The 13,688-nt window shown below is 53.5% G+C and carries 9 protein-coding genes; 3 read left to right on the top strand and 6 right to left on the bottom strand.

Annotated elements, in window-relative coordinates; all coding sequences use genetic code 11:
- Positions 1 to 72: 72 nt before the first annotated feature.
- Complete coding sequence (locus J3U88_RS01800; protein ID WP_207856407.1) at positions 73 to 2,253, bottom strand: hypothetical protein; 2,181 nt, start codon at positions 2,251 to 2,253, stop codon at positions 73 to 75.
- 422 nt (positions 2,254 to 2,675) lie between these two features.
- Here J3U88_RS01800 and J3U88_RS01795 point away from each other — a divergent pair, with 422 nt between their 5' ends.
- Positions 2,676 to 4,811 (top strand): ATP-binding protein, encoded by a 2,136-nt coding sequence (locus J3U88_RS01795; RefSeq protein WP_207856406.1) that lies wholly within the window; start codon positions 2,676 to 2,678, stop codon positions 4,809 to 4,811.
- Positions 4,808 to 6,220: an AAA family ATPase gene (locus J3U88_RS01790; protein WP_207856405.1), complete on the top strand. Its 1,413-nt coding sequence runs from the start codon at positions 4,808 to 4,810 to the stop codon at positions 6,218 to 6,220. The genes J3U88_RS01795 and J3U88_RS01790 overlap by 4 nt, the downstream gene beginning before the upstream one ends.
- Here the strand turns inward: J3U88_RS01790 and J3U88_RS01785 are convergent, their stop codons facing one another.
- The 4 genes from J3U88_RS01785 to ruvA all read right to left on the bottom strand — a co-directional run bounded on the left by J3U88_RS01785 (position 6,221) and on the right by ruvA (position 11,456).
- Positions 6,221 to 7,798: a hypothetical protein gene (locus tag J3U88_RS01785; RefSeq protein ID WP_207856404.1), complete on the bottom strand. Its 1,578-nt coding sequence runs from the start codon at positions 7,796 to 7,798 to the stop codon at positions 6,221 to 6,223. It lies immediately after the preceding gene.
- 376 nt (positions 7,799 to 8,174) lie between these two features.
- Positions 8,175 to 9,854, bottom strand: a complete 1,680-nt coding sequence (locus J3U88_RS01780) for a sigma-54 interaction domain-containing protein (protein WP_207856403.1) — start codon at positions 9,852 to 9,854, stop codon at positions 8,175 to 8,177.
- Complete coding sequence (ruvB, locus tag J3U88_RS01775; protein WP_207856402.1) at positions 9,844 to 10,857, bottom strand: Holliday junction branch migration DNA helicase RuvB; 1,014 nt, start codon at positions 10,855 to 10,857, stop codon at positions 9,844 to 9,846. The genes J3U88_RS01780 and ruvB overlap by 11 nt, the downstream gene beginning before the upstream one ends.
- Positions 10,851 to 11,456, bottom strand: a complete 606-nt coding sequence (gene ruvA, locus J3U88_RS01770; protein ID WP_207856401.1) for a Holliday junction branch migration protein RuvA — start codon at positions 11,454 to 11,456, stop codon at positions 10,851 to 10,853. The genes ruvB and ruvA overlap by 7 nt, the downstream gene beginning before the upstream one ends.
- Before the next feature lie 219 nt (positions 11,457 to 11,675).
- Here ruvA and J3U88_RS01765 point away from each other — a divergent pair, with 219 nt between their 5' ends.
- Positions 11,676 to 12,014: an STAS domain-containing protein gene (locus J3U88_RS01765; protein ID WP_207856400.1), complete on the top strand. Its 339-nt coding sequence runs from the start codon at positions 11,676 to 11,678 to the stop codon at positions 12,012 to 12,014.
- A gap of 183 nt (positions 12,015 to 12,197) precedes the next feature.
- Here the strand turns inward: J3U88_RS01765 and J3U88_RS01760 are convergent, their stop codons facing one another.
- Complete coding sequence (locus J3U88_RS01760) at positions 12,198 to 13,373, bottom strand: ABC transporter substrate-binding protein (RefSeq protein WP_207856399.1); 1,176 nt, start codon at positions 13,371 to 13,373, stop codon at positions 12,198 to 12,200.
- Positions 13,374 to 13,688 lie beyond the last annotated feature (315 nt).

Raw genomic sequence — 13,688 nt, 5'->3', positions numbered from 1 at the left:
ATGAGGGTGAAAAAGTTTTCAGTAGAGACAATAAGGCCCCAGTCCGGGGACTGGGGCCTCATCAGTTAGCGATTACTTCATGATAGAAGGAGCGATACGAACACCGTAGTGGTTACGGTAGTCGTCGATTACGCCAGGGAATTCCCACTCTTTCTTGCTGTTCAAGACAGGCAGGTCACCAGATTGGGCGCCGGCGCCGTCGTCAGTGTTACGCGCAGCGTAAGCACCGTTGATGACGTCGTCTTTACCAATCAGGAGGTAGCCGTCGAGGTCGGCCTGAACGCCTTGGAGGCTCAAGTCGCCTTCAGTGCCGCAAGCGTTGATGAACATGGAAGAACGCAGGGTACCGAAGTCGCGCAGAACACCGTCAGTTTGAACTTCAGGAGTCAGCTTGTCGCCGTTTTCGAGGTCGGCAGCGTCAGCGAATACAACCGCTTGAGCAGCTTCGTCGAAGTCCATCAACCAGGTTTTCTGGTTGCGGATGGGCAGTTCAGGGAAGGTTACTTGCCAGTGAGTACCATCAGCTTCGTAGATGTTACCAATTACAGTGTCGAGGTCGGCACGGCCGTGGTTGACGTAAGATACGCCGGACCAGAAACCGGTAGCAGAACCGTCAGCATTGATGGTTTTGGGAACATATTGGAAGAAGATGTCGGCACAAGCGGTAGATTCACAAGCAGTGAAGGAACCGAAGGCCCACTCGTATTCGAAAGCCAAGCGAGCGGAAGGATCGCAGAAAGCTTCCTGGTCGAGACCCGTGCTGTCGTCCAAACGACCGTCGAAGCCAGGCTCGTCGTCGAGTACGCTGTCACGGTTGGTAGCGTAGAAGTCCATGTCGATAACGATATCGGTAGGATCTTCTTGGTACCACTGACATACGGTAGCAGTGATGCTCAGAGTGATGCTGTCGGATACACCGGCAGGAGGGTTCAGAGTGGTGTTGCCGCTGTAGATCGCACGAGCGTAGCGGGTCAACAGGTTGCCACCGGCATCGATGGTGGTAGAGGTAGAACCTTGAGAGTTCAAGGGGAAGGTACCAACGTTAGCGGTTACGGCGAGTGCAGTGGTGTCCAACTGCATCCAAGCAGGCAAAGTGCCGCCGGTTACAACAGCGCCGTTAACATCGAAGTAACGACCGTTGTTGTCAACACGGAACAAGAAGCCGTAGTTGGCAGAAGAAGGGGTCTGCAGTTCTACGCGAGAACCAACGTGGAAGCCCCACTGGCTGCCGCAACCAACTGCAACGGCCAAGGTGTTGGGTACACATACCAAACCTTCGTCAGCAGCACCCTGCTGTTGACCAGCGATCAAGCAGAGAGGAGCAGACACAGGGTTGAATTTGGCAACAGCGCCGGTACAACCGAAGTCGAAACCACGAGCGATGATACGGTCATCAGAGAAGGCTACTGAAGTCAACTGACCCAAGGTGATGTTCGTGAAAGAAGCACCGGTTTCAACGTTACGCGTTTGGTCGTCGAAAGAGATAGGGTCAAAGTTAAGTGCAGAATCTTCCTGAGGCGCGGGCAATGCTTCCAAGTTAGAAGAAGAGAGGTCTACACAAAGGAGGGTAGAAACCGCTTCGTCGATCTCGAGAGAAGCAGGATCGCTGGTAGTAGGATCCCAACCGTTGATAACGGAAGTGGCGTACAAGTCTTCGCGCATTGCGAAAGGCAAGCTGGCACGACGTGCAGGAGGAGAACCGGCGTTAGCAGTACCACCCAAGAACAACTCTTGGTTGTCCAAAGAGGAACGGCTAGCGGAGATACCGATTGACCAAGAAACACGACGGTCAGGGTTAGGCGCGTTAGAAGTTTGAGGCGCGTTGTCTTCGATCCAAGTAGAAGAAGACTGGGTTACACGCAACCAGATTTCAGGCTCACCGGCTTTCCAGCGAACGATCGCCAGAGCGTCGGGGTTAACGGCCAAAGAGTCCAAGAAGTTACCTTCGCCCTCTTCCAAACGCATGGGAACGTAAATCTCACTGCGGGTGAAAGTTACGGGGTTGTTGGGGTGGTCCCAAACGAGGGTACGGCACAACAAACCACCGTGGTCCAGACGGAGACGGATGTAAACGGGGGTAGTGGAGCTGGCGTCGGCGAAATCGTCGCCGTCTACGGTCATGTTAATAACACCGGCCTGCTCGCAGGTGCCACGGATGTAGACGTCGCGGATCGTGGTAGACAGGTCCACATCAGCGAACACCATGCTACCTGCAGCAAAAAGCGCCACAAAAAGCAATTTTTTCAAATTCATAACGGTTAGTTCCTCCATTGAATTTCGAATCAATGTGTGATTCTGGAGCATCCCTAGAAGTTCGGCACAACTGTTGTGTCAGCTTCGATCCCTTGATTAACTGATCTGAACCTTTCACAAACGGGCACCCTACTCAAAGCAGGTACCGCGCCAACTCACACACCCCCAAACCCGTTGTCTACCAACGCTTCTCACTTGGAGCCGTTTTTTTCACCCACTCAGAAACATGTTTCTATTGGAGAGACATTCGCCCTTTTTCCGCCGTCTCGCACCCTGTCTCTCCGCCCCAAACGCCGCCCCACCCCGAACCCAAGTTCCTTCTGCACTTTTCTCGCCACCCGGTACTGCATTCAGCGCGCCTTGGCGGTAGAATTTGAGTGACTCCGGCCCCAACCCGCGCCGCCCATCAAGGAACCCCTTTTATGCTTGTTGTTTCACTCCTCTTCCAACTCGCCTTTCTACAAGATATGCCCTGGTACGAACACTACCAGCTCGGTCGCGAGGCCATGGAGGCGGAACAATACGAAAAAGCGGTCACCCATTTTGAAAACGCGATTGCCGATCAACCCAAATCCAAACGGCAGGCCAAAACCTACGGCGTCCAGTTCATTCAATATTATCCCTATCACCAATTGGCCGAGGCCCACCTCTGGACCAACAACCGCGCCGCGGCGGCCAGGTACCTCGAACTCGCCGACCGCTGGAATGAAGATGAGGACGCACGCACCGCCGAACGCATGAAATTGTTTCGCACGGTGCTCAACCGCTTACCCGAGAACCCGACCGTGGTAACCGATCCCGATCCCACGCCAAAACGCCCCGACACCGGCCCGTTCTGGGAATTGGTCAGCCTGAAAAAATACACGGCCGCGATGTCGGTCCTCCAAGATCTACAACAACAATATCCCGACAACGACGAACTCAAAGGCATTGACCTCATCCTTAATTTATTGGTTGCCAACGACAACGAACTGCTTGAATTCGAAAAAGCGACCCAACAAACGGAGCAACGCCTCCTCGGTGACGCGCAACGTGAGGAAGAAAACGGCAATACCCCACAAGCCCTGGCTTATTACCTCGCGGTTAACCGGCTAAAACCCGGCCAACCCGATATTCGCCAAGCCATTGAACGCCTGCGCGGCCTCATGGAAGCCCAAGGAAAAACAGCCCTAGAAATCGAACAAGCACAAAACGACGCGCTTCAATTGGCGGAAGAAACCGAGAAACGCCTCCAAAACACGCTTCAAAAACAGGCCGTCCTCCAAAACGCCAACACCCGACTTCTTTCGGACCTGGAAAAGGCACGCGCATCACAAGCCGACCCCCCGCCGGCCGAGGTTTCCGTCTCCTGGAACCTGGTTCCAATTTCAACCGCGACCAAAGCTGCCAACATCAATGCCCAAATTTCAAGCGACACCCCGATGAAAACCGCCAAACTCTACATCAACGGCCAACTCCACACGGCATGGGATCTCTACAACCAACAACAATTCGACTTGCCCACCATCAGCAACTTCACCTTTGACCGTTTCCGCAACGAGCTCAAACTGGTGATGCGCGACAGTCGCAACAAAGTCCACCAGGCAGTTTACCCCTACTCCTTCCCAACCCCACCACCGGTAAAAAACCGCCCGCCGTTCCTACAGTTCATTTTCATTCCACTCGCTTTATTACTGTTAGGTATTTTCTTTGTTCGCAAACGACGCAAAAGCCAAGCCTTCCGCAACCGTTTTAATCCCTATATCGCGGGCGCCCCGGTCCTCAATGCCGACATGTTTTACGGGCGCAAACCCATGTTGAAACAACTGCTCAACACCCTGCATAACAACTCCATCATGATTTATGGCGAGCGGCGCATCGGCAAAACCAGCTTCCTCCACCAACTCTACGCCCTGCTGCCAACCATCGATGATCCCCAATATCAGTTCATACCCGTTTTCATCGATCTCCAAGGCGTGGCGGAAGAAGAATTCTTCACCACGCTGGACCACGAGATCCAACAAACCTTGGAACCCTTCCAGCTCGAGATGGAACCGGTCGAAGGCCTACTCAGCGGCCGACAACTCACGCAACGTCTGCGCAAAACCATTAATCAACTCAAAAGCCACTGCGAACGCTCGCCCAAACTGGTTTTGCTGTTGGATGAAGTGGACCTGCTGAACAGTTTTTCGGAACACACCAACCAGCAGTTGCGCGCCATCTTCATGAAAGGCTTTGCCAAGCACCTTGTCGCGGTCATGGCCGGCATCAACATCAACACCACCTGGAAAAGCGAAGGCAGTCCCTGGTACAACTTCTTCGAACAGCTTGAATTAAAACCATTTAGCGAAGATCAAGCACGAACCCTCGTAACCGATCCCGTGCGCGGTATCTACAGCTACAACGCCGAGGCCATCGACAAGATTCTCGATTTGACCCGCCGCAAGCCGTATTTGATTCAGAAAATGTGTGTTAACCTTGTGGCCCATGTTTTGAACCAAAATCGGAAAAAAATCACCACGCAAGATGTTCTTTTCGTTTACACAGAAATCCGACACGAGGTTGAAAAAGGCTTATGAACGTTCATCGTAACCCCTTCTCAGCCGGGAGCTGGGTGGTCGGCCCCCACTTTTTCGGTCGCAAAACCATGATCGACCAGCTAGTTCACTCCAACGAAAACTGTGAATGGGTCATCGGCAAACGCCGCGTCGGCAAAACATCACTCCTCCGCGAGATCGAACGCCGGTTTAACCAGGAACCCGGTGACAAATTCGCCCTGTTCTGGGACATCCAAGGCAGCTATGACGAAGAAGGCCTGACCGATAGCCTGATCGACGCGCTCGAGGACAGCCAGGATCAGTACCCGGACCGCTGGGAAGCGGTCGGCGAAACGGACGTGGAAGAAGACGCCCCCTGTTACCAAATCCTCAAAAAGCTGATGCGTCGCTTCCAGCGCAATCAATTCAACTTGGTGTTGCTCATTGACGAGGCCGAGGAATTCATCACCATCGGCAAAAAGAACCCGGTATTTTTGGGTAAGTTACGCAAATTTTTTCAAAACAACCAACGGGTACGCACCATTATCACCTCAACCCCGCGGCTGGAACAAATTCACAAAGAAGTGGTCATCGATACGTCCCCGTTCCTCCATGGATTCAATGCCAATTACCTTGGCCACTTCAACCAAGAGGCGGCGTCGGAACTGCTGCGCTCCGGGCTCACGGATGAACAAGCGATCCATGAAATCATCGTACGCACCAACGGGAACCCATACGAAACCCAGCTTTTCGCCAAACACTTTTTCGAAAACCCCGACTTGGAAGAGGTTTTACCGCAATTAGAAGCCAATCCTTCTTTGATTCAGGTAATTGAAGTTAATTTTGACCTTCTCAGCGAGGAAGAGCAGGATGTGGTCAAGGACGTTTTCTGCGGCAAGAACCACCTGGCCGAGTTCGAGGCGCCCAGCGAAAAAATCATGGTTTCCAAACTCTTGCAACTCGGCTTCCTCTCACTGGCCACGGAAAACCAACTCCAAATCGGCTCCTATTTCCACACCCAATGGTTGAGCGCGAAGTTCGACGCCAGCCCGAGCTTCCACGCCCCGCAGAAGTCCGACCCCATTGTCGACGCAGGCCAGTTCCACCTAACCCTCCAACAAATCTTGACCCTGTACAAGTTCTTCCTGGAAATCGGTCAAGACGGCTTTCGCTGCCTCAACAGCCCGGAAATATTCAAAGTCTCAGCGATTGACCAGAGCATCTACCCGGATCGCACCCGACTCCAACTCGCCCAACGCAACCAGAACCTACTCCCCTGGCAGAGCGCGCTCACGGATCTAGCCGATTTCTTACGCGGCTTTCAGCAGGAAGAACGGAGTTGGACCCTGTTCCGACTGTTTCAACTGGTAGAGCAAGAACTGGATCAGCACAATGAGTCCGACTTTCTGGATCTCATGATGCTCATTTCGGAAGAGGCCGGTTTGAAGTAATTACTTCACGGCACCATCTTCGGGCAGCGGCTCAACCAGGGTACGGGTAAAAATGCGTGGGTTAACCAGAGCAATATCGTTTTCCCATTCGGAAACGAGGGTGCCGGTGATGGGCCGCCCATCAATCACGGAAACGTGAACGCGAACCAACTCAATGGTTTCTTCCGGGAACTTCTCGGCCATCAGATCGGCGATCCGCTTGGTGGTAAACAAAGAGTTTACCGTGCCGGGCCCCAAGGTGAAGTTTTGGGAGAACAAAAGACGCTCGGCATCAAACAATTGAACTTGGATTTGCGAGGTCTCGTGAATAACGATGGGCTCATCACCTTCTTCTTGAGGCGGTAAAGTCAAAATCTGTGACAGACTGGTGATGTCGAGTCGCGAGGAGAAAGGTGAGTTGAGCACCAACCAAGCACGCATTTCATTGCCGGCGGATGAAAAGAAGTGACTGCCGGCCATGGGCAAGTCGCGGCCTTCCTGAAAACGCAAGACGTGGATCGGCGCGGCGGCAACGGTTTCTTCAAGCACTTGAGTGGCACTGAAATGTAACCGGATGGGCGCACCGGGGTATTCGTTAAAAAGGTCTTCGCCCAATACAGGGGTCAACTGCTGGAAAGGCAACAAATCGATTTGTTCGCGGTGGATCGCGACGGTCGTGGTTGTTTCCCCAGACGCCTCGTCGATAACGTCCACCAGGGTGTGTAAGTCGAAAGCGACGGAAACCGAATTGGGCAAATCGTTGGTCAGGACAAAACGATCACGGAAAAGCGCGCGGTGGTCGGGAACCAAGGGCCCGGCGGCAAAAGTCACCCAACCGTCGGAACGACCAGAAGGCACCATCTCAAGGGCGCTGGTCTGCGAAAAGTCGGGGTTACCAAAAACGGCCTCATCGGTGATGGTTTGAAAACCGGAAATCAGAAAACCCTCGTCGGAGGCGCTGATGCGACCCCAGGCGGCCTGATCACCCTGCTCAATACTCCCTAGCAGGAGATTGCTGCCGGGCGTCAAGGTGAGATGACCAAATTCCGGCAAGTCCTGACGGACCACGGTGGCGGCACCGGCGATGCGGTCGGTGTTAAAGTAATCGAAAACAATATGACTGTCGGTAACGGCATCGGAACGCCCTTGCAGCGTGAAAGAAGTACTCAGGGCGCCGGCGTCGGGCAGATAGGGAACCACCAGTGAATTGGCGATTGGTGCCAAAACGGTGACGGCATTGAGTTGGCCGTGGCTCTCGTTCCACATCCACAATAAGCCGCGCATGGGAACCGATGCGGTGATTTCAAGGGAACGAACACGATTGTTCACCGCGTCAACCGGAGAATCCCATACAAATAACGAACCGGAAGCCATGGTCAGTTCGTCACGATCAAGACGTTCCCCGCGAACATCGTTTTGCGTAACGGTCAACGCATACGCACCTTTTTCCTCCGGTAGTAACTCGAGGCGGTAAGACCAATTACGGGTTGACACGTGTTTGGTCACCGGCAAAGGCACGAGATACCGGAAAGAAATGGCTTCCTGCGCCATCATCAGCGACAGGAAAAAAAAGGCGGTTAGAGTTGTTGCGTATTTCATGGCTTACACCGTGTTGCGGGGTTTGGCCTTATTGCCTGAATGACAATATAAGCTCCGCCGACACACTTTGCAAATCCCCTGCCAGTTACAACCCCCGCCGACGGATACAAACCCCGCCCCTCGCACCAACACCGACGCGACACGGGGTTGTGGCGGCGCTCCCTAGACGCCGAACCCTTGCCGGCCAGTGCCTCCCAACAAGCTACCAGGCTACCCCGCCCCACCGTTTTGGTGGCGCCACAACCTCTTTTATTCCTGATGTTCCGTCGCTTTTCAGGAAAGTTAGCAAGCCGAAAAAGGGTCACCGCCCCGGTCGTTACAACTGTCTCTCGCGGCGAAAACGGCGTCTCTCAACAAACGACAAAATGGGCACCGGTTAGTCATCCAGATGTTTGGTTCGGTCGATCATTTTGTAAAGCAGGGTGCGGTTGATATTCCCCAAGGTGCTGGCCTTGGGCATGGAGCCCTCGGCACGGTCCAACAAATCTTTCAGGAAGCGGTGTTCAACGAGAAGGGTTAAGTCCGAGGCGTAATTTTGAATTTCCTGCTTGAGTAATTTCAACTCGTCATTGTTTTTCGGGGTCTGCGACAACAGACGTTCAAGCTCGGGGTTGCCGGCCGCGGCAGCGGCGGTAGAACGCCCACGTCGCCACTTAAAATTACGACCGTAACTGGAGCGCGGGCGCCACACCCGCTTGGGACTGCCCACGGCCCGCTCCGGCAGGTTGACCGGGGTCAGTTCACGAATGTTCGGCGGCAAATGGGCCACACTCAAATTACCACCCTGGGCGATCACCAAGATGTTTTGAATCAGGTTCTCCAGTTCGCGCACGTTGCCGGGAAACGCATAAGCAACCAAATGCTGGTAAATGGCGGGATCAATTTTTAAGGGGGCAAACCCAAAAGCACGTCCGTATTTATCGAAAAAGAATTCGGACAAGGCGGCAATATCATCGATGCGCTCCCGCAAAGGCGGAATCACAAAAGGCATCACGGACAGGCGGTAGTACAAATCCTCGCGGAATTCCCCTTTGGCAACCTGATCTTTAAGATGGCGATTGGTCGCGGCTACAATGCGCACATCAACCGAGATCTTATTTTTACCACCAACGCGGTGGAACTCGTGAAGCTGCAGGAAACGCAGCAATTTGGCCTGCATCGCAAAGGGCATCTCACCGATTTCATCCAGGAACAAAGTGCCGCCGTCAGCCTCTTCCACCCGTCCGATTTGGCGGTTGTAGGCGTTGGTAAAGGCGCCTTTTTCGTGACCAAAAAGTTCACTTTCAATCAAACCGGCGGGAATCGCGGCGCAGTTCACGGCCACAATGGGTTTGCCGGCACGGGGCGAATGACGATGGATGAAGTTGGCAATCACTTCTTTACCGGTCCCACTCTCGCCTTCAAGCAAAATGCTGACATCTTTATTGGCAGCTTTTTCAATTAAACCGAGCAGGTCACAAAAATGAGGATCTTTGGCAATAACGGCCCGGTCGGCGGCGTAGGTATTGGTCTCACCAATCCGATCAGTTACAAAAATCGGGAGCAACCGCGCAAAAAACAACGCCATTTTACCGCGATCCACGGCGGTCTCACCTTCCTCAAATTGCAGCACCAAACGGGGCTGGCCAAAGAGGTAGGTGATGAACATGTTTTTGGCTTGCTGCAACTGGGCAACCAAGCCGGAGCGCAACCATTCTCCCGCGCGCAAGCGCATGGGCAAAATGCCCTCGCCGGCCAGACAATGCCATTCGCCGCTTTGGTCGAGGAAGTGAACCGCGCGGATACCGGTCACCGCGGTCTGGTCAACCGCCCAAGCGGCTAGGTCCCCAAAGGCTTCAATGTCGATCAGTTCAACAAAGCTCTGAATGTCGCCGGTCGCACCGCCGCCGCCGCCGTCTTCCAAAATCGCTTTTTCAAACAGGGCGATTTGGCTCAGCAAAACCTGCGCGCGATAAGCCTGGTTGGCATCTTTGCCGTCGTCCCGAATGCGCGATAAATGGTTTTCGAAGGTGCGAAAAAATAATTTTACCGATTGTGTGTGCTGATCAGACATCATCCTCAAACAACTTTGGCTGGTAAGGGACCGCATCTTTAAGACCGATGTGGACCATGCCGGCCGGCGTAATTTTACGACCACGCGGGGTTCGCTCTAACAAACCCTGCTGAATCAAGTAGGGTTCCTGGACATCTTCGATAGAATCTTTCTCTTCACCCAAAGCCGCCGAAAGCGTGGACAAACCCACCGGCCCCCCGGAGAACTTACGGGCAATACAATTTAACAAACTACGGTGGCTTTCTTCGAGACCCAACTGGTCAACCCCTAGCGAATCAAGCGCGTACAGGGCGCCCTTGTGATCGATAAAACCCTCACCGACCACCTCGGCAAAATCACGACAGCGACGCAGCAAACGGTTGGCGACCCGAGGGGTACCGCGGGCACGACGGGCAATGGTGGCGGCACCGTCGTCATCGATACCGATGTTGAGAAGTTGGGCGCTGCGCTTGAGAATCTGCACCAACTCGTTCGTGGTGTAAAACTCAAGCCGATGGACGACCCCGAATCGGTCAAACAAAGGGGTGGACAACAAACCCGCTCGGGTGGTCGCCCCCACCAGGGTAAAAGGTGGTAAATCAATCTTTACGGAACGCGCCCCCGGCCCTTGGCCGATCACGATGTCCAGTTGAAAATCTTCCATGGCGGGATAAAGCACTTCTTCTACCACGGAGGGAAGCCGGTGGATCTCGTCGATAAACAAAACATCGAAGGCGCTTAAGTTGGTCAGAATGGAGGCCAAATCGCCGGCACGCTCAATCGCGGGTCCTGAGGTCGACTGGAAAGAGCCGCCCATTTCGGTGGCGATAATGTTGGCCATGGTGGTTTTCCCCAAGCCCGGCGGGCCGTAGAGCAAGACGTGATCGAGGGGAGCCTGTCGTTTCCGCGCCGCACGAATAAAAATAGACAGGTTTTCCTTCATCGCCGACTGGCCGATGTAATCAGCTAAGGCGCGCGGCCGCAGGCCGACATCGAACTCTTTTTCGGTTTCTCGGGGTTCTAGCACTGTTTAATCTTTTGAAGCGAATATTTGAGAAGTTGGTTGATCTCAACAGATTGACCAGCGAACTCGGCGCGCGCCAATTTTAGCACGTTCCGAATCTTCTGGTCAGAAAAGCCCAGACCGGACAAGGCGTCCATGAGATCGTGCCATTCACGGCCCTCTTGCGGCAAACCAGCCTGAAGCGCGCCGCCCTGTTGCATGACCGGCATCATTTTATCCTTTAATTCAAGGGTCAGCCGTTCGGCCACCTTTTTGCCTACACCGGGCACGGCGGTCAAAGCCTTAAGGTTCCCCAAATGCACGGCGTCAAACAGCTCTCGCGCTGAAAGCGTGGCAACGACGGCCATCGCCAACTTGGGGCCGACCCCCGAAACCCCCAACAACAACAAAAAAATTTTTTTGGCGGCGGCGTCCGCAAAACCAAACAACGCCAGTTGATCCTCGCGAACATGGGTATGAATCCACAATTCGCACGCCGCGCCCAAACGCGGCATATAAGGATCCACCACGCCGACAAACACCTCGTAACCAACCCCGGCCACCTCAAGCAACAGATGGCCGTCCTCGGCCGCTTTTAAGCGTCCTTTCAAATATCCAATCACAACAGCCTCCCGGCTTACGCTGCATTGCGGTCAAGGGTTGCTGCGTCAAAACGAAACCCCTCGCAAGCATTGATCCAAGCAACCCATTCACCCGAAAACGCCTTCGGACGAACCCCTTGTTGCCGGCAAAGTCATTGTTAACACGGACGTTCCCCACCCGGTTTCAATTTGTTCAGGTATAATATACCAACCGCCAACATTGACAAAGGGAGCCATACCATGAAGAGTAAGATTGAAGACCGCGGTGAAATTAAAATCATTGAAATATCAGGAAAAGTTACGATTGGCGAAGGTGACGTCAAACTACGCGAGATCATCAATCAAGTGGTCGAAGGCGGGACGAAAAAAATCGTTCTCGATTTGGGCGGCCTCAAGTACATCGACAGTTCCGGCATCGGTGAACTCGTTTCCTGTCACATGACGATTAACAATCGCGGCGGCCAGTTACACATTTGCAACCTGGCGAGCAAAATTTACAGCTTGTTACAGCTCACCGCCCTTATCACCGTTTTCCACATTTACGATTCCGTCGAAGACGCGGTTCAATCCTTCCGCTAACCCGGCCCAAATCGCCCATGAAAAAAGCCCGTGATCGGATCACGGGCTTCTATGTTTTTAGAGCTAAGGTTGTACCCGTGATCGGATCACGGGCTTTTTATTTTTTAGAGCAAGGTTGTACCCGTGATCGGATCACGGGCTTGGCGCACCATGCGCGGGACAACGCCCGCGCACGCATATGGGCTAGTCTTCCAAACGCGTCAGGATATCGTCTTTGATTTTGTCGATAACCTCGGCCCGTAATTCAACCTTGGAACCGTCTTCAACGGTGTACACAACCGGAATCCGGGTGATGTCGCCCCGCTTACTGAAGTCGGTCTCACCCAAAATACCTTTGAACGGCTCTTTGTTAAACCGCGCGCGCAGATCATCGGGAATGACGTGATCGGTTTCTTCGAACACAGTCACGAGGATGTTAAACGCGTCGTAACCGGTGGCGGCGAACAAGGTTGGATCGGCGTGGTGATCGGCCTTAAACTTCTCGGTAAACTCAAGAATCTCAGGCTTGTTTTCCATAGGATCCCAGTGGTAACCGGTAAAAATGATGCCTTCGAGCCCCTCGGGACCAAGCTCTTTAACGGCTTCGTCAACGATCAGGGAGGAAGAAGTGAAAATGTAGGTTTTGTTCAATGCTTCACGTGCACGGATCTCTTTCAAAAGCGGAACCAAGGCATCGTGGTAAGCGGCCAGGAACACGCCCTGGGGTTTGATTTCGACAATTCGATCAACCACGGAGGTCCAATCGACGTCGGCCGGGTTATGGCTGAACTTAACCACCTCGTTGGGGAGACGGTCGCTGTTCTGACGCGCAAACTTCAGCAGTTCAAAGGTAATACCTTCACTGTAGGCGTCTTGGGCACGAACCATCAATACTTTCTGGAGACGTGCTTTTTGGAAAATCACATTGCTCAGCTTCTGTGCTTCCAGGGTATCCGAAGGGTGGTTACGGAAAATGAAATCGCCGGAACCCTCGTTGATTTCGGGCGAAGAACTCGCCGGGCTCAGCAAAATGATTTTGTGTTTGTTCGCCAAGGGTGCAAGCCGCATGGTCGCAGCGGAAGAGGCCGCGCCGATGATCGCCTGAACGCCGGCTTTGCGCAGCCGCTCGAAGGCTTCTTCGACCTTGTCGAGATCTGATTCCTCAATCTCCCAGATCAGCTCGTACTCACGACGCTTGTCCGATGTATCGAGATTTTTATAAGCCAGTTCAATACCGGAACGGATTTGGTACCCGTAGTCCCCGAGCGTCCCTTCCTGCGGAATGATGACCCCGATTTTGATCTTATCGCCACCACAGGAAGTCAACAAAAACAGCACTGCCGTCAGGGTGGAAATAAAACGCCACCTCAAACCATTCATATAACTGCTCCTCAAGCATAAAGTTCGGATGTCACGGATGTGCCCCATGAGCCCGCGAATCTTTTGAATTAACGAACCCGCATTTCTCACAAGGAATTCTGCTACGAAGCCGAAACCCATGCGATTACGAGGGGGCGGCCTTCCGCATTACTCGGTCGAGCCGCCTTCGCCGTAGCGCTGCTACGCCTGTGCCGTCTCTCCGTCGTAATCTTCGTACGCATAAGGCTTTCAGTTTCTCGCGACGAATCCTTGTGAGAAATGCGGGCTAACTGACATTCTAACAATGATTGCGAGCAAGACGAAACCGAGAAGCCG

The organism is Acanthopleuribacter pedis (assembly GCF_017377855.1).
Lineage (GTDB): Bacteria > Acidobacteriota > Holophagae > Acanthopleuribacterales > Acanthopleuribacteraceae > Acanthopleuribacter > Acanthopleuribacter pedis.
The sequence above is the reverse complement of the archived record's forward strand: the minus strand, read 5'-3'. Positions and strand labels throughout refer to the sequence as shown.

Excerpts from the sequence above, each read along its gene's own strand:
- J3U88_RS01800 (WP_207856407.1), bottom strand. The coding sequence starts at position 2,253 with ATGAATTTGAAAAAATTGCTTTTTGTGGCGCTTTTTGCTGCAGGTAGC.
- J3U88_RS01795 (WP_207856406.1), top strand. The coding sequence starts at position 2,676 with ATGCTTGTTGTTTCACTCCTCTTCCAACTCGCCTTTCTACAAGATATG.
- J3U88_RS01790 (WP_207856405.1), top strand. The coding sequence starts at position 4,808 with ATGAACGTTCATCGTAACCCCTTCTCAGCCGGGAGCTGGGTGGTCGGC.
- J3U88_RS01785 (WP_207856404.1), bottom strand. The coding sequence starts at position 7,798 with ATGAAATACGCAACAACTCTAACCGCCTTTTTTTTCCTGTCGCTGATG.
- J3U88_RS01780 (WP_207856403.1), bottom strand. The coding sequence starts at position 9,854 with ATGATGTCTGATCAGCACACACAATCGGTAAAATTATTTTTTCGCACC.
- J3U88_RS01765 (WP_207856400.1), top strand. The coding sequence starts at position 11,676 with ATGAAGAGTAAGATTGAAGACCGCGGTGAAATTAAAATCATTGAAATA.
- J3U88_RS01760 (WP_207856399.1), bottom strand. The coding sequence starts at position 13,373 with ATGAATGGTTTGAGGTGGCGTTTTATTTCCACCCTGACGGCAGTGCTG.